Origin of the sequence: Streptomyces sp. CB02414 (assembly GCF_001905385.1) — a bacterium.
Taxonomy (GTDB): Bacteria; Actinomycetota; Actinomycetes; order Streptomycetales; family Streptomycetaceae; genus Streptomyces.
The window spans coordinates 1-20,694 of the sequence record NZ_LIPF01000018.1 but is presented as its reverse complement, the minus strand read 5'-3'; the positions used below and the strand labels follow the sequence as shown (position 1 = coordinate 20,694).

The 20,694-nt window shown below is 71.2% G+C and carries 17 protein-coding genes and 2 pseudogenes; 8 read left to right on the top strand and 11 right to left on the bottom strand.

From position 1 onward, the window contains the following. Positions 1-81: 81 nt before the first annotated feature. On the top strand, positions 82-615 hold the full coding sequence (locus AMK11_RS36255) for an EF-hand domain-containing protein (RefSeq protein WP_073732395.1): 534 nt from the start codon (positions 82-84) through the stop codon (positions 613-615). An 87-nt stretch (positions 616-702) separates the two neighbouring features. Here AMK11_RS36255 and AMK11_RS36250 read toward each other — a convergent pair whose 3' ends face one another. The 4 genes from AMK11_RS36250 to AMK11_RS36235 all read right to left on the bottom strand — a co-directional run bounded on the left by AMK11_RS36250 (position 703) and on the right by AMK11_RS36235 (position 4,965). Next, positions 703-1,608 carry a class I SAM-dependent methyltransferase gene (locus AMK11_RS36250; protein WP_073732437.1) on the bottom strand — a complete coding sequence of 302 codons (906 nt, stop codon included), beginning with the start codon at positions 1,606-1,608 and terminating at the stop codon, positions 703-705. An 80-nt stretch (positions 1,609-1,688) separates the two neighbouring features. Beyond that, positions 1,689-2,795, bottom strand: coding sequence for an NAD(P)-dependent alcohol dehydrogenase (locus AMK11_RS36245; protein ID WP_073732394.1), 1,107 nt, complete (start codon positions 2,793-2,795; stop codon positions 1,689-1,691). A 2-nt stretch (positions 2,796-2,797) separates the two neighbouring features. Continuing rightward, positions 2,798-4,201: an aldehyde dehydrogenase family protein gene (locus AMK11_RS36240; RefSeq protein ID WP_073732393.1), complete on the bottom strand. Its 1,404-nt coding sequence runs from the start codon at positions 4,199-4,201 to the stop codon at positions 2,798-2,800. 8 nt (positions 4,202-4,209) lie between these two features. Beyond that, the gene (locus tag AMK11_RS36235) at positions 4,210-4,965 is read right to left on the bottom strand and encodes a (5-formylfuran-3-yl)methyl phosphate synthase (RefSeq protein ID WP_073732392.1); all 756 of its coding nucleotides are present in this window, start codon (positions 4,963-4,965) and stop codon (positions 4,210-4,212) included. Between the two features lie 448 nt (positions 4,966-5,413). Here AMK11_RS36235 and AMK11_RS36230 point away from each other — a divergent pair, with 448 nt between their 5' ends. Both AMK11_RS36230 and AMK11_RS36225 read left to right on the top strand, forming a co-directional pair. Then, entirely contained in the window at positions 5,414-6,217 is an 804-nt protein-coding gene (locus AMK11_RS36230; RefSeq protein ID WP_073732391.1) for an SDR family NAD(P)-dependent oxidoreductase, read from the top strand. Positions 6,218-6,378: 161 nt separating this feature from the next. Then, positions 6,379-7,488, top strand: coding sequence for an urea transporter (locus AMK11_RS36225; RefSeq protein ID WP_398566415.1), 1,110 nt, complete (start codon positions 6,379-6,381; stop codon positions 7,486-7,488). 58 nt (positions 7,489-7,546) lie between these two features. On the opposite strand, the gene AMK11_RS36220 is transcribed toward AMK11_RS36225, so the two are convergent. Further along, positions 7,547-8,017, bottom strand: a complete 471-nt coding sequence (locus AMK11_RS36220) for a hemerythrin domain-containing protein (RefSeq protein WP_073732389.1) — start codon at positions 8,015-8,017, stop codon at positions 7,547-7,549. A gap of 243 nt (positions 8,018-8,260) precedes the next feature. Then, positions 8,261-8,540: pseudogene (locus AMK11_RS36215) on the bottom strand (hypothetical protein); the annotation flags it as partial. Positions 8,541-8,813: 273 nt separating this feature from the next. Between AMK11_RS36215 and AMK11_RS36210 the strand changes: the two are divergent. Beyond that, positions 8,814-10,940: a SpoIIE family protein phosphatase gene (locus tag AMK11_RS36210; protein WP_443333934.1), complete on the top strand. Its 2,127-nt coding sequence runs from the start codon at positions 8,814-8,816 to the stop codon at positions 10,938-10,940. Positions 10,941-11,263: 323 nt separating this feature from the next. Here the strand turns inward: AMK11_RS36210 and AMK11_RS36205 are convergent, their stop codons facing one another. From AMK11_RS36205 to AMK11_RS36190, 4 genes and pseudogenes are all read right to left on the bottom strand, one after another. Continuing rightward, positions 11,264-11,449, bottom strand: a complete 186-nt coding sequence (locus tag AMK11_RS36205; protein WP_073732388.1) for a hypothetical protein — start codon at positions 11,447-11,449, stop codon at positions 11,264-11,266. A gap of 137 nt (positions 11,450-11,586) precedes the next feature. Next, positions 11,587-11,890: pseudogene (locus AMK11_RS36200) on the bottom strand (TetR family transcriptional regulator); the annotation flags it as partial. A gap of 143 nt (positions 11,891-12,033) precedes the next feature. Beyond that, the gene (locus AMK11_RS36195; RefSeq protein WP_073732387.1) at positions 12,034-13,248 is read right to left on the bottom strand and encodes a phospholipase D-like domain-containing protein; all 1,215 of its coding nucleotides are present in this window, start codon (positions 13,246-13,248) and stop codon (positions 12,034-12,036) included. A 218-nt stretch (positions 13,249-13,466) separates the two neighbouring features. Further along, positions 13,467-13,889 (bottom strand): ATP-binding protein, encoded by a 423-nt coding sequence (locus AMK11_RS36190; RefSeq protein ID WP_073732386.1) that lies wholly within the window; start codon positions 13,887-13,889, stop codon positions 13,467-13,469. 464 nt (positions 13,890-14,353) lie between these two features. On the opposite strand from AMK11_RS36190, the gene AMK11_RS36185 reads away from it, so the two are divergent. Further along, positions 14,354-16,252 (top strand): CASTOR/POLLUX-related putative ion channel, encoded by a 1,899-nt coding sequence (locus tag AMK11_RS36185; protein WP_073732385.1) that lies wholly within the window; start codon positions 14,354-14,356, stop codon positions 16,250-16,252. 104 nt (positions 16,253-16,356) lie between these two features. Here the strand turns inward: AMK11_RS36185 and AMK11_RS36180 are convergent, their stop codons facing one another. Continuing rightward, complete coding sequence (locus AMK11_RS36180) at positions 16,357-16,890, bottom strand: GNAT family N-acetyltransferase (RefSeq protein WP_073732384.1); 534 nt, start codon at positions 16,888-16,890, stop codon at positions 16,357-16,359. Between the two features lie 164 nt (positions 16,891-17,054). On the opposite strand from AMK11_RS36180, the gene AMK11_RS36175 reads away from it, so the two are divergent. From AMK11_RS36175 to AMK11_RS36160, 3 genes are all read left to right on the top strand, one after another. Beyond that, positions 17,055-17,537, top strand: coding sequence for a GNAT family N-acetyltransferase (locus AMK11_RS36175; protein ID WP_241847180.1), 483 nt, complete (start codon positions 17,055-17,057; stop codon positions 17,535-17,537). 334 nt (positions 17,538-17,871) lie between these two features. Then, positions 17,872-18,270: a hypothetical protein gene (locus tag AMK11_RS36165; protein ID WP_143194624.1), complete on the top strand. Its 399-nt coding sequence runs from the start codon at positions 17,872-17,874 to the stop codon at positions 18,268-18,270. Between the two features lie 495 nt (positions 18,271-18,765). Next, positions 18,766-20,496 (top strand): SpoIIE family protein phosphatase, encoded by a 1,731-nt coding sequence (locus AMK11_RS36160; protein ID WP_073732380.1) that lies wholly within the window; start codon positions 18,766-18,768, stop codon positions 20,494-20,496. The last annotated feature ends 198 nt before the right edge of the window (positions 20,497-20,694 follow it).

Genomic DNA, 20,694 nt, shown 5'->3' with positions numbered 1-20,694 from the left:
CGTCCTGCCCCGCCCGGTCGCGTAGAGGCGCTCATTGGGCCAGGCCCGCGATCGTCGGGCCGCAGAAGACAGGTGATGTGAATGCGAGACGAGGCCGCCAAGCGGGTCGAGCTGGTCTTCTCCCTCTTCGACGCCAACGGCAACGGAGTCATCGACTCCGACGACTTCGACCTGATGACCGACCGCGTCGTGGAGGTGGCAGCCGCGTCGGACGACAGCGCCAAGTCCGCCATCCGGGCTGCGTTCCGCCGCTACTGGACGACACTCGCCGCTGAACTGGACGCCAACGGCGACGGCGTGATCACCGTGGACGAGTTCCGTCCGTTCGTGCTCGACCCCGAACGCTTCGGTCCCACCATCGCAGAGTTCGCCCGGGCGCTCTCCGCGCTCGGCGATCCCGACGGGGACGGGCTGATCGAGCGCCCCCTCTTCGTCTCGCTGATGAAGGCGATCGGATTCGAGGAGGCGAACATCCACTCACTGTTCGACGCCTTCGGTCCGGACGCTGCGGACCGCATTCCCGTGGCCACGTGGGCCGCCGGCATCGAGGACTACTACGCGCCGGACATGGCCGGGATTCCGGGCGACCACCTGGTGGGCGCCCAGGCCGTCTGACGTCGCGCGTCAGCAGCGATCCCGAGCGGGGCCCGCGCAGGCCCCGCTCTCCAGCGCGTGCGGACGCCGTCGTGAGCGCCGCGAACGTCAGGGCGCGGGCTTGCGCGCGAAGACCCACCGGTTCCCCTCCAGCGCGTCGTTCGGCTCGGGGAGGGGACCACGCCCGTACCGGCGGGTGAAGTCGAAGGGCGTGTGCATCGAGGTGTCCCAGCCCCTGGCCGTCAAGTCACCCGCGGAGTCGGGCCGTGGCCCCTGGTCGAAGAGGAGGAGCAGGTCGATGCCGATCTGCTCGCGCGTCGCCGTGTAGATCGCACTGTCGCGGTACGCCAGCAGGTCCTTCTCGAGCTTGGCCTCGAAGGCCAGCGCGCTGCCGCCGGTGGTCAGCCTGTCGACCGTGTCGACGAGGAACGACTCGGCGGGACCCGGCAGGTAGAAGAGCAGTCCCTCGGCCAGCCAGACGCTGGGCGCGGTGGGGTCGAAGCCCGCCGCGGTCAGCGCGCCGGCCCAGTCCGCGCGCAGATCTACCGGGACGGGAACGCGCTCCGCCTTCGGGATGGCCGACAGATCCGTGAGCACTTGCTGTTTGAAGGCCAGTACGCCCGTCCGGTCGATCTCGAAGACCGCGCACCCCGACGGCCAGTCGAGCCGGAAGGCACGGGTGTCCAACCCCGCGCCCAGCAGGACCACTTGCCGGGGGCCCGTCCGGACCGACCGGAGCAGGAAGTCGTCGAGGACCCTGGTCCGCAGGCCGAAGTAGCGGGCGAACCGTCCCCACAGCGGGTCGCCGTCCCCGTCGGGGACCTGCTCGATGCGCACCGGCCAGTCCGCGCACGCCGGGGCGGCGCGCACGAAGTGTTCCGCGTGGACGTCCTCGGCCAGGCTGTCGTCGCGGTGGGTCTCGATCGCCCGCGCGGCGGCGACCAGGAAGGCCGTCAGACCTACACCTCCGTCCACGCTCTCCACGTCCATGTGCTGCGGCGCCGTGCCGGTCATGTCTCCTCCGTTGGCGAAGTGGGAGCCGCGAGCTTCCTGCTCGTCGGGTGCGGTGAGGACCGCGGTGCTGCGGGCCGTGCTCACCGGCTCTTTGCGGGCGGGAGCAGGACGGGTTTGACCACGAGGCCCGCGTCGCAGTCGCGCTCGGCCTCGTTGACGTCGGCCAGCGGGTAGGTACGGATGAGCTGGTCGAAGGGGAAGCGTCCGGCCTGCCAGAGCCGGGTCAGCAGTGGTATCAGCAGCCCGGGCACGGCGTCCCCCTCGCAGATGTGGCGGATGCTGCGGCCCCGGTCGAGCGTGCCCGGTTCGAGCGGCAGCGCGGTGTGGAGCCGTGCCACCAGGCCGAGGCTGCCGGTGGGGCGCAGTGCGCGCAGCGCCTCGTTGATCAGTGGGGCGCAGGCGGTCGTGTCCAGGGCGTACCGCGCGCCGCCGTCCGTGAGCCGCCGGATCCGCTCGGCCAGTCCGGACTTTCCGGCGGGCAGCGGGACCGCGCCGAACTGCTCGGCCAGCGCCAGGCGACGGGGGTGCCGGTCCACGGCCACGGACGGTGCCCCGGCGGCGGTGGCCGCCATCACCGCGGCCAGGCCCACGGCGCCCGCGCCGAGCACGACAAGGGTGTCGCCCGGGCCGGCGGCGAAGGTGTTGAGCACAGCTCCGGCTCCGGTGAGGAAGCCACAACCGAGCGGCCCGAGCAGTTCGACGGGCAGGGCGGGGTCGACCCGGACGGCGTTGCGGGCGGAGACGAGCGCGTACTCGGCGAAGGCGGACTGGCCGAACCACCGGGGGGCCAGTGCCATCCCGGACGCGTCGGTGAGCCGCGGCGCGTCCTCCGCACGGCCGCCGAAGAGGTTGAGGGAGGCGAAGGAGTCGCAGTAGGCGGGGGCCGCCGCGCGGCAGTTGCGGCAGTTCCCGCAGGAGTCGAAACTCAGCACCACATGGTCACCCACGCCGATCGCGGTGTCCGGGCCGCCGCCCGTCCGCACCACCACCCCGGAGCCCTCGTGGCCGAGCACCGCCGGCAGCGGGCTCCGGCCGGCCGAGCGCCGGACGGTCAGATCGGTCCGGCACATCCCGCAGCCGGCGATCTCGACCAGGATCTCGCCGGCGGCGGGCTCCGTCCCCAGAGTCACCTCCTCGACCGTGAACGGATCCTCGTACGAGCGCAGTACGGCCGCCTGAAAGCTCACCGTCACTCCCCCTGCGGCCGGTGGACGACGAACGGGCGGAGGTTGCCGTACAGTCCCCACGGCCCGCCCGCGACACCGACGCCGCTGTCCTTGACGCCGGCGAAGGGCTGAGCGAGGGACAGTTCGGCGTGGTGGTTGACCCAGACCGTGCCGCATTCGAGCCGGTCGGCCACCGCCTCGGCCCGGTCGGGGTCGGTGCCCCACACCGAGCCACCCAGGCCGAAGCCCGTGCCGTTGGCCGCGTCGACGGCTTCGTCCAGGCTCCGGTACGGCAGCACCGGCAGCACCGGCCCGAACTGCTCCTCGGTCACCACCGGGCTGTCGGGCGGGACGTCGGTGAGGATCGTGGGGGCGAAGAAGTAGCCCGGCCCGTCCAGCCGGTGACCTCCGGCCGCCGCCCGGGCGCCGTCCGCCAGAGCGCGCCGTGTGATCCGCTCGACCCGGGCCAGCTGGGGGGCGTTGGAGACCGGTCCCAGCCGGGTGCCGGGGTCGAGACCGGGCCCGACGACGACGGCCTTGGCGCGCTCGGTGAGGGCTTCGACGACCTGTGCGTGGAGGCGGACCGGTGCGTAGACGCGCTTGACCGCCATGCAGACCTGCCCGCAGTTGCGGAAGGCGGCCCAGAACAGCCGGTCGGCGATCCGGTCCACTTCGACGTCGTCCAGCAGGACGGCGGCGTCGTTGCCGCCCAGTTCCAGGGTGACCCGGGCGAGCGAGGCCGCCGCCGCTTTGGCGACGGCCCGGCCCGTGGGCGCCGATCCGGTGAAGGTGACGTGGCGGATGCCGGGGTGGGAGGCGAGGTGGGCGCCGAGCGGCTCGCGGCCGGTGACGACGGTCAACACGTCCTCGGGCAGGGCGGTGGCGAGGACGGACCCGAGCAGCCGGGTGGCGAGCGGGGTGTAGGGGGACGGTTTGAGGACCATGGTGTTGCCCGCGGCGAGCGCGGGCGCGAACTTCGCCGCCGCGAGTTGGAGGGGGAAGTTCCACGGCACGATCGCGGCGACGGGTCCGAGGGGTCGCCAGCGGACCTCGCTGCGCACCGGCCGGCCGTCGGTGATGCGCCGGGTCCGGGGAGCCAGGCCGGCGAAATAGCGCAGGCGGGCCGCCGTGCGGGCGACCTCCGCGTGCGACTCGGCCAGGGGCTTTCCCTGTTCCCGGGTGAGCAACCGGGCGAGGTCGTCCCCGGCCGCCTCGACCGCGTCGGCGGCCGAGCGCAGCGCGGTGGTGCGGGCATCGGGATCGGCACGCCAGCCGTACCAGGCCCGGCGGGCCCGGTCGACGGCGGCGTCCAGCACGTCCGGTTGTTGTTCGGGGGCCTCGTCGAAGGCCGTTCCGGTGGCCGGATCGACGACCGCGAGACGGGCGGGCTGCTGTTCGGGAGCGTGGCCGTGTTCGGGGCTCGGCATACCGGCGGTCAGCTCGCGGCGGTGACGCCGGCCCGGTGCTCGCGGGCGTGCCGGTCCATCTCGGCCCGGAAGGCGGCCACCAGGTGCGGCCGGATGCGCCCGGCGTTGCGGTCGCCGCCCTCGCAGACCGCTCCGCGCACCCCGACGAAGTCCGTGCCGATGCGGGTCAGCGGGCCGAGGTCGGCCTGCCTGACACTGCCCGCGAGGGCGGCGAGCAGGCCGGCGGCGTGGGTGCGGCGGACGAACTCGGCGCAGGTGTCCGGCGGGACGTGGTCGAACAGCCGCGTGCCGTCCTTGACCGCGGTGTCGAGCATCGCGGCGTCGGCGCCGGAGCGGGCGGCGATGTCGGGCAGGGCGAGCGGGTTGACACAGCCGATGCGGTGCGCGTCGGCATATCCGGAGGCGACGACGAGCGCTTCGGGACGGTGGTCCTTCACCGCCCGGACCACCGCGCGCATGACCGCGATGCCCTGTTCGGGCGTCGTGCATCCGTAGAGACCGACCTTGATGTACGTGGCCCCCGAGACGACCGCGCCGAGCGCGGCCTGCGCCACGGTGCCGGGCTTGTACGGAACGTCTCCCACGGTGGCGGAGACCGGCTTGTCCGCCGGTACCGCGTCGCGGATCTCCCTGATGACCCACGGGAAGTTCGCGCCCAGGGAGCCCTCGTCGGGCTTCTTGACGTCGACGATGTCGAGGTGCTCAGCCGCCTTCGCGCAGTCGAGGGCTTCCTCGACACCGTCCGGAGAGATGAGAAGCAACACCGTGAGCTCCTTCCGTCACCGCCCCTGGCCGGGCGGCAGGGGACCGCGGACCACCTGGCCCGTCGCGGTGCGCTCATCATTTCCGTCACCCAGCGGAACCGGGAGGGCGCACTTAGTGTTCATCGGGTGCTCTCACCCACGCTTATGCGCCGTGCATAACGGCGCAAAGTTCCGCACTGGTGTTATTTCGCCCGCCAGGTTGATGGACGTCCGGCGCGGCAGCTTCGCTGAGCCTGGGGAGGCCGGATCGCCCGGCATGACTCACACGCGTCAGTCTCATGAGTGAACGCGAGGCAGCCCATCGCCTCGCGCAGGAAACGCGCAGGCCAGGCCCGGCCGATGCCCCGGCACCCGGCACCCGGCAAAGGGGGGTGCGCCGTACGGCGGCGCGGGTACCCGCCCGCGGGCGTCACGCCGTGGCCCCGGCGCGGAAGGAGGCGAACAGGCCGTGAACACAGCAGGGAAGACGGCGAGTACGGCCCTGGTGACAGGTGCTTCCTCGGGCATCGGCGCTGCCTACGCGCGGCGGCTGGCGAAGCGGGGGTGGAACACCGTCCTCGTGGCCAGGCGAGCGAACCGTCTCGACGACCTCGCCCACCGCTTGCGCGCGGAGGGAGCCACGACGGTGGAGACGCTCGTGGCAGACCTTTCGGCCCCCGGAGATCTCGCCCGGATCGCCGAACGCGCCGCGGGAGAGGACATCGGTTTCCTGCTGAACAACGCGGGGATCAACGGCTACGGCCCGTTCGCCGAACTTGAGCCGCCCCTGCTGCGCAAGGTGCTCGACGTCAACGTGCTAGCCGTCACCGTGCTGACACACGCGGCGGTGCCGGCCATGCTTTCCCGCGGCCACGGGACTCTCGTCAACGTGGCCTCACAGCTGGCGTTCGCCGGCTCCCTGGCGCCGGGTCCGCTGTCCGAGCGCGCGGTGTACGGCGGCAGCAAGGGGTTCGTCGTGACCTTCACCCGTACCCTCGCCGCCGAACTGGCCGGCACTCCCCTGCGCGTCCAGGTCCTGTGCCCGGGTCTGACGGCCACCGAATTCCACCGCTCGCGTGGCCGGGAACCCGTCCCGGGGCGGGAGTCGGCGGTGCACGAGGAGGGCGGGGCGCCGGTCGGCGAGGTGATCGACGCTTCACTGGCCTCCCTCGACGCCGGAGACGTCGTCTGCGTGCCCGGCCTCGACGACAACAGCCCGGTGACCGCCCTCGAACAGGCCGAACTCGCCCTGCGTGCCGCAGCCCGCCGGTGACGAGGGGACCACACGTCCCCCTGACGCGAGAAGCCGGATCAACGATCAACGCGCAAGTCTGCCCCGCCCACCCGGAATCTCGAGCTGCGCTTCGCCGCACCCACCCGATATCGTATTGCGGAAACTCAATATCGCTTTGCAGAAGGATCGGGGGGCGGGGCGTGCGACGGTCGGTACGATCCCGGTGGTGGGGGCGTTCCACACACGCACCGGGCTTCTGCGCGCAGGTGCTGCGCGGCTTGGGTCAGGTGGTGTTCCAGGCCAACGCCTGGACGGGGGCCGTCTTCGCCGCGGCCCTGTGCGTGGCCGACTGGCGGTTCGCCGCGTACGCGGTGGGGGGCGCAGCCCTGGGTACCTGGACCGCCCGCGTGCTCGGCGGGTCACACGACCGCCGAGAGGCGGGTCTCGAGGGCTTCAACTCCGCGTTGCTCGCCCTCTGCTTCGCCGTCTTCCTCAGCCGGGACCGGCCTGCCACGGCGCTCCTCGCCGCCGCGAGCTGCATCGTGGTCACCATCGCCACGGCGGCGACGGTCCGTCTGCTGAGCGTCTGGAATCTGCCGCCGCTGACCCTCCCGTACTGCCTCTTGGCGATCGCGGTGATCGTGGCCGCACCCGCCTTCCGGCAGATCTGGCCGTTCGGTGACAGCCTCGCTGCGCTGCCCGGCTCGGCCTCCGGGCGGACCGCCCTGCATCTGGACGAGCTGGCGCCGGCCTTCTTCCACAACGTGTCCCAGCTCTTCTTCCTGGAACTGTGGCACGTGGGGGCGCTGGTGCTCTCGGGCGTCTTCCTCGCAAGCCGGACGGCCGGGCTGATCGCCTGCGCGGGCAGCGTGACGGGCATCATGACCGCCTGGGCGCTCGGTGCGCCGGCCGAGCAAATCGCCGACGGCACCATGGGCTACAACGCGGTGCTGGTCGCGCTCGCCCTGTGCGGGGTGTTCCTTCCGGCGGCGCCGGCCACGCTGTTCTACGCCCTGCTCGGCGCTGCGACCGCGACGGCTCTGACCCCCACCGTCGCCGCGCTGCTCTCGCCGTCCGGCGGGCACGCCTTCACTTGGCCGTTCGTGCTGACGACGCTGGGCTTCCTGGCCGCCGCCCGCTCCTTTCCGCGGTTGTCCGGCCCAGGCGGCGATCGGGCCTCCGGTCCGGCAGTGGGTCTCCGCCGCCGTACCGGTAGTCGTGCGTGCCGAAGGCCCGTGCAGGCCGGTCGCCGACCGGTCGGACACGTGGGCGGCGGGGGGACGATACGGAGTCGGTCACGTGCACGGTGAGGTCGGTCAGGCTTCGATTACGCGGGCCGCGGCGGGCGTCGGAGGGCCTGGTCCAGGGTCATATCGGGCCCAGTACCTCCCCGGGGACTGCTGCCAGCTCAAGGGTTTCGAGCACCGTGAGCAGCTGCCGTTCCTCGTAGCGGAAGTGACTCTCCATGATCGCTGCGATGCCTTCGAGGTGCTGGTCGAGCTCCTCGGGCGGCGCGGCCCGGTCGACCGCGGCCCGGAGACCACCGAGCAGGTGGGCGATCATCGAGTGGTCCTGCTCCAGGCTGCGCAGTACCGGGCGCAGCTCGGGGTGCGCGGCCGCTATGGCCGGGAACAGGGTGCGGTCTTCACCCTGATGGTGGCCGTCGAGAGCCGCGCAGAAGCCGTGGCAGTACAGCAGCAGTTCCCGCGTGGCCGCCTGACCGGGAGTGCCCTCGGCCAGGGAGGCCCGGGTGACGGACAACGCTTCTCGTAGTCGGTGGTGCACCCGACGGAGTTCATGGCTCCAGGCGACGAGCCTGGTCGTCTCGCGCTCAGTCACGCGAGAGCGAAGGGTACGACGAGTACATCGTCGGCCTCCTTCGATTCGGCGCCTCCATACCTGACACGGTCTGCCACCGGCACGCGACGTTGTCCATACAGTACCGCCCCTGTAAGGAAACTGGGGCCGTAGTTGCCACCTGGCCGCTGGCACCTGAACGCGTGCCCCGGAACATGAACGGCACCGGGTCGTCCTGCCTACCCCGTGGCGGAGGACGACCCGGGCCCTCCGGTGGCCGCCCGGTCAGTACAGCTTGGCGACTGTCATGCTCGTGGTCTTCTCGGACGCCGCCACGGGCGCGCCCTCGAAGCCGCCCTTCTGCCCCCACTCCCCGGTGACGGTCCTGCCGTCCCGCACCACCGACAGCAGGGCGATGTCGGTGGCGCCCCACGTCGGTGTGCGGGCCGCGGACGCGAGCGCCTTCCCCCACCGGCACCTTGCCGTAGTCGCGGCCCTCGGCCCGCACGCCGGGCGAGGCCTCCTCGATGCGGTCGGCGCAGGTGCGGATCAGGTCGTCGTAGTACGGAGTGTCCCGGCCGGCGAGGGCGGTCCATGTCCAGCGCCTGGATGGTGAGGCCACAGGACAGTGTCGCCCGCGCGACCGCTCCAGCCTGCCGGCCAGGCACGGCGAGCGGCGGAGCGCCGGAAGCCGGCGCGCGCAAGAACGCGGCGGCATCGAATGACTGGAAACGCCGCGTCAGGGCTCCTCAAGAGGACGCAGGCGCGCCTTCCGCGCGGTCACGTCGGCAGTCGGCCGCACCACCAAGAACGCCCGAGTTGGCATACCGTCGTATATGTGAGTGATGACCTGCCTGTCCGCGACGGCGACACGGCTTCCCTGGACGAGACGCTCAGCGCCACGGTCCGTCGCACGGGGGCTTTGGCAGGTGGCCTGTACCTGTTGGCGGCACGGGAACCCATGCTCGGTCTGGCCGCGGTGTGCGGCATGCCGACGGCGACCGTGGCCCCGTGGCGGCGGGTGGCGATATCGGCCGCAGGGCCCCTGTCGGAAGCTGTGCGGGAAGACCACCTGGTCTGGGTCGGCCGCCAGGAGGACCTCGCCCGCGTGTACCCGAACGCCGCGGCCGGCATGCCCTACCAGTTCGCGGCGGCCTTCGCGCCCCTGCACGGTGTCCGCCGCTACGGGGCGATGGTGCTCGTGTGGTCCCGGAGTCACCCGCCGTCTCTGACCCCGCGGGAACGCGGACAGATCCAGTCCAGCGCACGGCGCCTCACCCAGGTACTGGACCAGGCACCCGCCTCGTGGGCCCTCCCGGACCAGCCGCGCACCGTGCCCCTGCGACGGCCCGACATGGCTTCGGCACAGGCCCAGGTCGCCGCCGTCGACCTGGTCCAGCGACTGCCCGTCGGCGCGCTCAGCCTCGACCTGGAGGGACGCGTCGCGTATCTCAACGACGCCGCGGCACAACTGCTGGGCCGCCCGGCCGACCGTCTCCTGGGCACCATGCCGTGGCAGGCTGTGCCGTGGCTCGACGACCCGGTCCACGAGGAGCACTACCGCGCGGCGGTTTTCAGCCGTGAGCCCGTCGCCTTCACCGCGCTGCGCCCGCCCGGCACCTGGCTCGACTTCCGGCTCTACCCGGACGAGAGCGGCATCAGCGTCCTCGTCTCTCGCAACAAGGACCACCAGCACCCGCCCGACGGGCCACCACCTCCTATCAGCGCCCCGCTCACCTCTCCGGCAGGACCCGCCACGGGGCGGGTCCACCAGCTGATCCATCTGTCGGCCGCGCTCAGCCAGACCGTCACCACGGCTGACGTGATCAACGTGGTGGCCGACCAGATCCTGCCCGCGTTCGAAGCCCAGGCCATGGTCGTCTCGGCCGCCGACTCCGGACGCCTCAAGATCACTGGCCAGCGCGGGTACGACCCGCGCACCATCGCCCGCCTCGACGGACTGCCCCTGGAGACGGACGTGACACCCGCGGGTCACGTGCTGCGCAACGCCACTCCGGCCTTCTTCGCCGACCCCGACGAGATGGCCCGGGCCTATCCGAGGGCCCCCGCGCTGAGCGGCAAGCAGGCATGGGCGTTCCTCCCACTGGTGGTGTCCGACCGGCGCGTCGGCTGTTGCGTCCTGTCCTACGACGAGCCGCACTCCTTCGGTGCCGGCGAACGCGCCGTGCTCGTCTCGCTGGGCGGGCTCATCGCCCAGGCGATGGACCGCGCCCTGCTCTACGACGCCAAGCACGACCTGGCCCACGGCCTGCAGCAGGCACTGCTGCCGACGACCCTGCCGCGCGTCCCCGGCCTCGACGTCACCGCCCGCTACCTGCCGTCCGCGCACGGCATGGACATCGGCGGTGACTTCTACGACCTGATCCGTCTCAGCGACACCACTGCCGCCGCCGTCATCGGAGACGTGCAGGGACACAACATCAACGCCGCCGCCCTCATGGGACAGGTCCGCACCGCCGTCCACGCCACCGCCGGCGCGCACCCCGAGGAAGTCCTGGTCCGCACCGACCGCGTTCTGTCGGACCTGGAAACAGACCTCTTCGTCTCCTGTCTCTACATCCACATAGACCTCGCCGCCCAACGCCTTCGCCTCGCCAGCGCGGGGCACCCTCCTCCGCTCCTGCGCACCGTGGCGCCCACACCGCACACCCGTGTCATCGACGTGGAGCCCGGCCCCCTCCTGGGCATCGGCTCGACGCCGGGAACCGACTACCCGGTCACCACCAGTCCCCTGCCGACCGGATCGCTTCTGGCCCTCTACACCGACGGCCTCGTGGAGACACCGAACACCGACATCACCGAATCCATCGACTCCCTGGCCCAGCACCTCACCACCGCGAGCAGTCAGCACATCAGCGATCTCGCCGACGACCTGCTGCATTTCGCCGTTCCGCGGCACACCTACACCGACGACATCGCCCTGCTCCTGCTGCGCAACCGGTGAGACGAGTCCTCGGGCAGCCACGTGACGCGATGACCGACGTGCCGTCCGGCAGCCCTCTCGGCAGGCCCAGCACACGGGACCAGCGCACCGTCACCCGGTAGGCGCCGGGCGGTCCAGCCACGGCACACCCCGCTCGGTGCCCGCGCGATCGACGACGGTCGCTGTCCCCGTGCACAACACCCCTTGGAGGTGCAGCGCCGGTACCGACCGCCACCGGGCCAGTGCGTGAGCGACCCGGTCGATGAGCATGGGGGCTTTCAGAGCCCGGCGCCGATGTCTGCCGTCTGCCGTCTGCCGGGACAGGGCAAGCCGACAGCCCAGGCCTACTGGGCGCTGGGCGGCGTCTTCGGCTCGAACACGCTCTGCGGCGCACTCGGCGGGTTGGCGGCTGCCTGGTGCAGTATCTGTGCCAGATCGCGGTGTATCCGGTCGGCTTCGCCGCGGACCTGGACGGGAATGTCGCCGCGTTCGGCGACGAGGCGATCGTAGACGGGAGTCTGCTGGAACACGGGGGGGCTGCTTCCCTTCAGCGGGCGGTTCGCCGGACTCGAGCAGCCTACGGGTCCGTCCCCGCGGACGGTCCCACCGGGCCGCTCGAGGGTTGCGGGACGGCCGGGCCGTATTCCCTAGGCGCCGTCTCCGGCGCTCACTCGGTGTGCCCCGAGAGCGCCCCGTGCAGCAAGAACTCCACCAGCTCCGGCGGGGTCAGGTCGGGCTCCAGCAGCTCCGCGCGGGCCGCGCGGATACGGGTCGTCGATTCGTTACGGCCCGCACTGCGCGCGGTGCGGAAATACTCGCCGCCGCGATGTCCCAACCCAAAGAGCCGGGAATCACGCCCATGCTGGGCAAGTGCACTTGCCGAGCCTCGACCGCCTGCGCCAGCCGGTCAGGCAGCGTCTGCACACGTCGATCGCGTCGAGTTCGCGGACCGCGTGCTCGGGAGAGAGCGCCCAACTCGGGGGCTGTTCGTTGTCCTGCCACAAGGGCGGACACGCGGCCGCGGCTGGGCCCAGCCAAGAGCTGGGAGCCGACCCTGCGCCCGATTCACGACACCGAGCTCCGCTGAGCGAACCCGATCAGCGCCGGTGGGTCGTCACAGGTATCGGCGAATGGGCTGGACAGCGCACTCGCGGGCGCGTTGGAGCAGGGAGCGTCTTCTCCAGCGGCCCCGCTGCATGGATCGGCTTTCCGCCATGTCGGCATCGAAGTGGGCGTCGAGGGTCGCGGTGAACCCTTCGTCCAGGACGGCGAGCATGACTTCCTCGTCATGGGCGAGCGAGCGCCGATTGAAGTTGGTCGAGCCGACGAGAGCCGCCGTGCGGTCCACGGTGATGACCTTGGCGTGCATCATCGTCGGCTGGTATTGGTGGAGTTTCACTCCGCACGCGAGCAGGTCCTCGTAATGATGCTGCCCGGCCAGCTGGCAGACCCGCTTGTCGGTGTGCGGGCCGGGCAGCAGGATCTCCACCTCTACGCCCCGTCGTGCGGCGGCACACAGCAGCTCGACGAAGTAGGTGTCCGGGGAGAAGTATGCGGTGGCCAGTCGAAAGCGTTCCTCGGCCGACTCGATCATGACCCGGATCAGGGTCTGCATGTCCTGCCAGCCGAAACTGGCCGAGCCGCGCACCACCTGCACCACGGCGTCGCCCTGCGGGCGATGGCCGGTGAACCGGTCACGGTCGTCGAAGAGCTCGTCGTGGCACTCGGCCCAGTTCTGCGCGAACGCCGCCGCGATGCCGTCCACGGCCGGACCGCGCACCTGCACATGAGTGTCCCGCCACTCGCGCGGATTGCGGGCGTCCCCACACCACTCCTCGGCGATGCCGACGCCGCCGGTGAACGCCACCTGCTCGTCCACGACCAGCACCTTGCGGTGGCAGCGGTGGTTCTGCTTGAGGGGCGACAGGTACAGCGGCTTGCGGAACCAGGCCACCTGTACGCCTGCCCGGTCCATCTCCTCCAGCAGGTCCTTGTCGATCAGCCGGCTGCCGAAACCGTCCAGCAGCAGCCGCACCCTGACCCCGTCCCGGGCCCGTTGTGCCAGGGCGTGCGCGAAGTCGCGGGCTATGGCGCCCTTCCAGTAGACGAAGGTCATCATGTCCACCGTGTGCTCGGCGGAGCGAATGGTGTCGAGCATGGCAGGGAAAATCTCGTCGCCGTTACGGAGGGCGACCAGCTCGTTTCCTTCGGTGGCCGCGATGCCGATCAGACGCTCCAGACGACGCCGTATGCGTACCGCCCGCTCACCGACGGCCCTGCCACCCCGCGTGCCGTCCGCGGTATCCGGTATGTACTGGATGCCGGTCATTCTTCTCCTTCCGGGCCCGACGAGAGGCGGAAGCACCTGCCGGGACAGGCCAACACCGGCTCGGACCCCGTCGTGCACGGCGCCTTCAGCCGGAGGAACCCGATGGCGTGGGCCGCGGCCGACGACACACGGTACTTCCGGCGGCCGCCGCCGGGAATGGTTCACCCGCTGGCGACCGACCCTTCTCGCCGTGTGCTCACTTTCCTCCGGTGCACATGTCAGTCGGAGTCGGCCGAGGCGGCCGACGGACAGAAACAGGCAGTCACCGACTTGCCGCGAGGGCACGGACGCACTTCCCAGGCATCGGCCAGAGCGTCGACCAGGAACATGCCGCGTCCGCCGAGGCGGTCACGGCTGGGCTCGCGTGGACTGGGCAGGGCGACGCTGTCGTCGTGCACGGTGATGTGCAGGCACTGGCCGTCCCAGGCCAGCACGAGACGGGCGGTGGAGTGGGCGTGGATGTGCGCGTTGGTGACCAGCTCGGAGACGGTGAGCAGGACGTCGTCCACCGTCCGCGAGAGGCTGTCCGACCAGCCGAGGGCCTTCAGATGCTCGCGTGCCCAGTCGCGTGCCGCCTTCGGCTCGGTATCCACGGGCAGCGAGCGCGCCCAGCCCACCGCCCGCACTGACGACTCGTCCACTGTCGATCCTCCCTGCCCGCGCTCGCCAAGCACAGACGGCTGCCACACCTTCGTACCGGGTCCTACTGCCACGCCTTCCCCCGTTCGGCGACGGCATGGCCGGCCCAAGGCCCACGCGCACCTCCTTCTCCTCGGTCGCGGCAATGGACGCCGCCTTGAGCGCCCTGTGCGTCAGGCGGGGTCGGTCACGCCGCTCACACGACGCGTCCGCTCTTCGCTCCGACGTTGACTCGAAGGAGCCAAGACGGTGGCGAGTCCGGCGTCTCCGCAGGTCCGCCGCCATGAGTGACTGGGGCACCCGAAGGGATGAACACTGCTCGAACTCCGGCTGCCGCCCGGGCCGGTATCCCACACTGCGACATGCGTGTCCACGTCCGCGCTCTCCGGCAGGCCCGCGCGGCGCATCGTTCATGCGGTGCCGACGTGGCCTCATGGGAGCACGGGGAGACGGAAGGGGGGGAAGGGTGGCGCAGCGGCGGACTCCGTTCGGTGACAGAGCCCGTTACTGGTTCGACAGCACTCTGGCCCGCGGCGCCGCCGCTCTCGTCGGCTGGATGGCGATGCTGTGTCTGGCCGTCGTCGTGCCGACCAGTGCGGTGCTGGTGTGGACCGACCCTGATGCCCCGCCGTCCCTGGCGGAGCGGCTGGCGGAGGTGTGGCGTCTCACCGGGGAGACACTGCGGCTGGGCGGTGCGACGGGTACGCCGCTGCGGGCGATGATGTCGGTGCTGCTCGCTCTGGTCACTCTGCTGTACGTCTCCACGCTCGTCGGCCTGATCACGACGGCGCTCACGGAGCGGCTCACCTCGTTGCGGCGGGGCCGTTCCACCGTGCTCGAACAGGGGCACGCCGTGGTCCTGGGATGGTCGGAGCAGGTCTTCACGGTGGTGAGCGAACTGGTGGCCGCCAACGCCAACCAGCGCGGCGCGGCGGTTGTGGTACTGGCCGACCGGGACAAGACCGTCATGGAAGAGGCACTGGGTACGAAAGTGGGCTCCTTCGGCCGTACGCGGCTGATCTGCCGCAGCGGCCCCACCACCGACCCGGCCGTGTTGCCGTTGACCAGCCCGGTTACGGCCGGTGTCGTGCTGGTCCTGCCCCCTGACGAGCCGGACGCCGACGCGGAGGTGGTGAAGACGCTGCTGGCGCTGCGGGCCGCGCTGGCCGGGGCGGAGCCGTGTCCGCCCGTCGTCGCCGCCGTCCGCGACGACCAGTACCGCCTGGCAGCCTGTCTCGCCGCCGGGCCTGGCGGCGTCGTCCTGGAGAGCGACACCGTCACCGCGCGGCTGATCGTCCAGGCCGCCCGCCGCCCCGGGATCTCCCTCGTGCATCAGGAACTCCTCGACTTCGCCGGAGACGAGTTCTACCTCATCAGCGAGCCGGCCCTGACCGGCCGCCCGTTCGGCGATGTCCTCCTGTCCTACTCGACGTCGAGCGTCGTCGGGCTGATGCGACGCGGCACCCCTCTGCTCAACCCGCCGCCGGAGACGCCGATCGCCCGGGACGACCTGCTCGTCGTCATCACCCGCGACGACGACACGGCCTGGCTGGAGGACTGTGCGGGGTTGGCGGAGGAGGTCGCGATGGCCTCCCGCCCCTCGATGCCCGCGCCGGCGGAGCGGATTCTCCTACTGGGCTGGAACCGCCGAGCGCCACTCATGGTCGACCAGTTGCACCGGAGCACCCGGCCCGGTTCAGTCGTCGACGTGGTGGCGGAACGGGGCGAAGCGACGATCCGCCAGGTGAGCGAGGCCGACGCGGACAGCGGGAACGGCCTGAGCCTGGCACTGCACCACGGGGACATCACCCGTCCCGAGACCCTGCGGCGCCTGGACGTCCACTCCTACGACAGCGTGATCGTGCTGGGCCGGGACCCCGTCCCGGGACACCCGCCGGACGATCCCGACAATCGCACGCTCGTCACCCTTCTGCTGCTGCGCCAACTGGAAGAGGCGACCGGGCGCGACCTGCCGGTCGTTACTGAACTGATCGACGATCGTAACCGGGCGCTGGCCCCCATCAGCCCCGCAGCCGACGTGATCATCAGCGGCAAACTCATCGGCCTGCTCATGTCCCAGATCTCCCAGAACCGGCACCTGGCGGCGGTGTTCGAGGAACTGTTCTCCGCCGAAGGCGCCGGGGTCCGCCTGCGGTCGGCGAGTGACTACGTGCTGCCGGGGAGTGAGACGTTCTTCGCCACGGTCGTGGCCGCGGCACGCCGTCGCGGCGAGTGCGCCATCGGATACCGCAGCCACGACGATTCGTCGACGAGCCCCCGCTACGGCGTGCGGATCAATCCGCCCAAACGCGAGCGGCGCCGGTGGACGGCCGAGGACGAGGTGGTCGTCATCGGCAAGGACTGACGGAGAGAATGGAGCAGGGGGCACTGTCGCCCCCAACGCCGCTTCGCCACTCGCGAAGAGTCAGCCTCAGCCCGGATCACCCGTTACGAGGCCGACCCCCGCGCCTATTCCTGATACTGCGTCAGGTCAATCCCGAACACCTTCAGGTCGTAACCGTGGACGGGGTGCTGTACCGCAGCTTCCGCCTGCATGCCCAGCTTGTCGACCACTGCCGCGGAGGCACTGTCACCCGTGCGCAATACGGCGACCACCCGCTCGAGACCGCGGTCCTGCAAGGCGAACTCCAAAGCGGCGTGCGCCGCTTCGGAGGCATACCCCTGCCCCCAGAACACCCGCCCGAGCCGCCAGCCGACCGCGACCTGACCGGCTACCTCGTCCGGCTCAGCGGCCACGGTCAGGCCCACCGCACCCGCCAGTTCACCGGAACCCAGAAGCTCGACCGCGAACACCCCGAATCCTTCGTCGTCCCACTCCTCCTCCCACGCCTCGATGTCCCCGGCGGTCTGCCCCGTCGAGCGCGGCCTGCCGTCACCGATGTTCCGCATGACCGCCGGATCGGCATGGATCTCGGACAGGGGGACGAGGTCGTCCTCCAGCCAGCGGCGCAGAAGGAGACGGGGCGTGCGGATCTCGGTCATTCCCCCATCCTGCCGATGCGGCGACCGGAGCGCGAACCAGCGGCATCGTAGCCAGGTCAGCGTGGCGATCCGGCTGACTGACAACTGGCCTCCTGGTGCGCCGGGAGGCCTCCGGTGAGGGAGCGTGGAGCCCCGGCCCCTTGCGGACGCGTAGCATGCTCCGTGTGCAATCGAGTATCCCGTCCGTACGCGGCGAGACCTTCGTACGCCGGGCGGTCGCCCGGGACGCCAAGCGGCTCACGCGGCTCGTCCGCGGCTCGCGCGCCTACGAGGGACAGTACGCGGCGATGGTCTCCGGCTATCGTGTCGGACCCGACTACATCGAGAACCACCGGGTCTTCGTAGCCGTCGAAGCCAATGATGTCACCGGACGGGTACTCGGATTCTATGCGCTGGTCCTCGTGCCGCCAGAGCTGGACCTGCTTTTCGTACAGGACGGTACGCAGGGCCGCGGCATCGGGCGGCTGCTTGTTGATCACATGAAGACCCAGGCCCGCGCCGCAGGGCTGGACCGTGTCCGGGTGGTGTCGCATCCTCCGGCCGAGGGCTTCTACCGCAGTGTGGGCGCCCTGCCCACCGGAACGGCCTCCGCGAACCCGCCCGCGGTGGCATGGGACCGGCCCGAGCTGGAGTTCCTGATCCCGTAACTGGCGACTTGTCCCCCCCCCCGTTGCCGTGGGCGACTCGCCCGACGGTGTGGGCTCGGCCGCATGGTTCGAGAACTTCCTGACGAGCCTGGTCGGGCCTGACCGGGACAGCGGGCGCCGCGGCTCTCGGTCGGTGACTGACGGAGTCCGGTGCCCCCGTACAGGTGCACGTCCTCGCAGTGCGGCCTCGGCTCCCCTGCCGGCCACAGCATGATTCCGGGCGTTTGATTCGTCTACCGCGGCCAGGGCTGGAGCGGGTACGTTCGGTGGGCGATGCGCGGGGTCGACACCAGGTGTCCGCCGGTCGGTACGGGAGAGAAGCGGGGTGAGCATCATGGCGACGAAGGTGATACCCGCGACCCTGGCCGTGCTCGCGTGGCAAGTCGCAGCCGTCGCGCTGCTCGTCTTCGGAATCACGCAGCTCGACGACGCCGGCCCTCATGGCTGCGATCCCGCCCTTGAGAAGTGTGTCGTCATGAGCGGTAGCGGGACCCCGGAGGACGTGGCGGCGGAACAGACCGCCGAAGCCGCCACTGACGCCTGGCTCCTCATCCTCATCGGCGGGACGGGCAGCATCCTCCTGCCCGCGTCGGCCGTCATCGCGATGATCGGCGGGCGCCGGGAAAGCCGCGAGCGTCTCGCACGCCGCGCACGGCTCGAACGCATCAAGCAGCGACGCAACAGGACAGACAGCACGTCGGCAGGGGACTCGGCCTCTTCTCCGAACCCGTGAAGGACCATGCTCGCTCGGGCGTTGTCGACCTCTGTCCGTCCCGAGAGTCCCCAGACTCGGGAGGCGGTCTCCAACTCCTCAACCGGGACTGACGCGCCTCGATCTCAGGTGTCCGGGCCGCCACTGGTTCCGGCAGTCCCAGGAATCGCGCGGGCGAAGCACGGGCGGCCTGTTTCCGGTGGCGGAGCACGGCGTGCGCGTCGGGTCCGGTATCGCCGACGGCGATCGACCGGGGTTCCGACGGACGTTCCCGGGTTACGTGTGCGAGGGGGCCGCGGACGCGGCCCTCCCCGAGCCGGCCGATCGCCTCAGGACTCGTGACGGAGATCGAACGGAAAGACCCTCGCTGCTGTGCCACCGGGGACGGCACGTGCCGGCTGTGCGGGGGCGCAGACGTCAGCCCTCGCGCAGCAGCGGATCACGATCGCCGTACCGGACGGCCCTATCAGGTACCTTCTCGGAAGGTCGAGCGTGTCTGTCCCCACGAGGAGGGCCATGGACGTCACCAGTACGGGTCCCGGGGGTGCTTCCACGCCCAGGCACCAGGCGTGGCCCGACCTCGTGCCCGCCCCGTCCCTGGAGGACGTGCGGGCGGCTGCCCTCACCGTCGATGAGGACGGCGTCATCGTCTCCGTCAACGGGGCGGCCGAGAGCCTGCTGCACCGGAGCCGTGAGGATTTCGTCGGGCAGGACATCCATGACCTGCTGCACCGGGACAGCCACGGGCGGGTCCCGCCCCGTACGCACTGCCGGTCCGGCGAGGCCCTGCGCGACCGGCGGACCGAGCACGGTGACCCGGACTGGTTCGCCCGCGGGGACGGCGTACTCGTCCGACTGGCCTGGTGCGTCGCACCGTACTCGTCCGGACACCGGAGCACGGGCGCCCTGGTCCTGCTGTACGGGCGGGGACGGAGCGCGCCCGAGGAAGACCTCGACGGGGCCCCGGAGGGCCTGACGGAACTGGACCGCCTCGCCCTGCTCGCCGAGACGACGACGCAGCTGACGTCCACCCTGGACACGGACGAGGCCCTGCACCGGCTGGCGGCCCTGACGGTGCCCCGACTCGCGGACTGGGCGGTGATCGATCTGATCGCCGAGCGGGACGAGGTGCGGCGCGCGCTGGTGATGGAGTACAAGGACGGCAGCCTGATCGGACACGAGGACCTGCAGGGGCCCATGCCGCCTGTTCCCGAGGAGTCGCCCATGCCCTTGTCGCGGGCGCTGCGCGGTGCCGCGTCCTCTCTCGCCGGCCCCGCCATCTACCAGGGCCCTCCCGATTCGGGCATCGCGGTGGAACAGCGGCGCCTGTTCGCCGAGACAGGCATACACTCCGCGGTCATCGCGCCCATCCGAGGGCTGCGCGACACCATCGGGGCGCTGACGCTGGGCCGCTCCCAGCGGCCGGGGGCCTTCAGCGCCGCCGACCTCCCGCTGCTGGAGGACATCACCCGGCGTGCGGGCCTGGCGCTCGACAACGCACGCCTGTACCAGCGCCAGCGCAAGGTCGCCGAGACCATGCAACGGCACCTGCTGCCCCAACTTCCCGCCGTGCCCGGCGTCGACATGGCCGTGCGCTACGTGCCGGCTCCGCACGCCTCGTCCGTCGGCGGCGACTGGTACGACGCCTTCGCCCTGACCGACAGCTCGCACGCCCTGGTCATCGGCGACGTCGTCGGGCACGACCTGGACGCCGCGGCGGGTATGGCCCAGGTCCGCAACATGCTCCGCGCCTTCGCCTGGGCCCAGCCCCGGGCCGAGCCCAGCGCCGTCGTCACCCAACTCGACGAAGCGGTGAAACACATCGCCGAAGTGCCGACGGCGACCATAATCCTCGCCACGCTCACCGTCGGCGAGGACGCGCTGTGGCGACTGCGCTGGACCAATGCGGGGCACCCGCCGCCGCTGCTCGTCAGCCACAACGGCCGGGCCGACTACCTGGAAGACGCCCACGGCATCCTCCTGGGGACGGGATTCAGTAGACCCCGGCCCAGCGCGGTCACCGTGCTGCCGCCCCGCGCCACGCTCCTCTTCTACACCGACGGCCTGGTCGAGTCCCCGCACCGCTCCATCGACCTCGGCCTGGACCGGTTGCGTCGGCACGCGGCCTCTCTGGCCCACCGGCCCCTGGGCTCGTTCTGCGACTCGCTGCTGGAGCAGGTCCGCCCCGAGGACAACGACGACGATGTCGCCATGCTGGCGCTGCGAACGCCCGATCGCGCACGGTGAACACGGGCAGCCCCCGTCCCGGCCACGACACCGTCCGCCGACTCCGTGTGAGCCCTCCCTCAGAAAAGATCTCCGCTTCTGTGCATACGTTCCCGTGCGGGGGGAAGCCGCCGAGTTGCCGGTCTGCGAGCGGGCCGCCGGAACAGGGAGGGCACATCATGGCGACGACGACCGCACAGACCATCGCGCACACCACCA

Bases quoted from the DNA above. Each gene is read 5' to 3' on its own strand.
- AMK11_RS36255 (WP_073732395.1), top strand. From the start codon at position 82: ATGCGAGACGAGGCCGCCAAGCGGGTCGAGCTGGTCTTCTCCCTCTTC.
- AMK11_RS36250 (WP_073732437.1), bottom strand. From the start codon at position 1,608: ATGACCGGCACGGCGCCGCAGCACATGGACGTGGAGAGCGTGGACGGA.
- AMK11_RS36240 (WP_073732393.1), bottom strand. From the start codon at position 4,201: ATGCCGAGCCCCGAACACGGCCACGCTCCCGAACAGCAGCCCGCCCGT.
- AMK11_RS36195 (WP_073732387.1), bottom strand. From the start codon at position 13,248: ATGACCGGCATCCAGTACATACCGGATACCGCGGACGGCACGCGGGGT.
- AMK11_RS36180 (WP_073732384.1), bottom strand. From the start codon at position 16,890: ATGACCGAGATCCGCACGCCCCGTCTCCTTCTGCGCCGCTGGCTGGAG.
- AMK11_RS36165 (WP_143194624.1), top strand. From the start codon at position 17,872: ATGGCGACGAAGGTGATACCCGCGACCCTGGCCGTGCTCGCGTGGCAA.
- AMK11_RS36160 (WP_073732380.1), top strand. From the start codon at position 18,766: ATGGACGTCACCAGTACGGGTCCCGGGGGTGCTTCCACGCCCAGGCAC.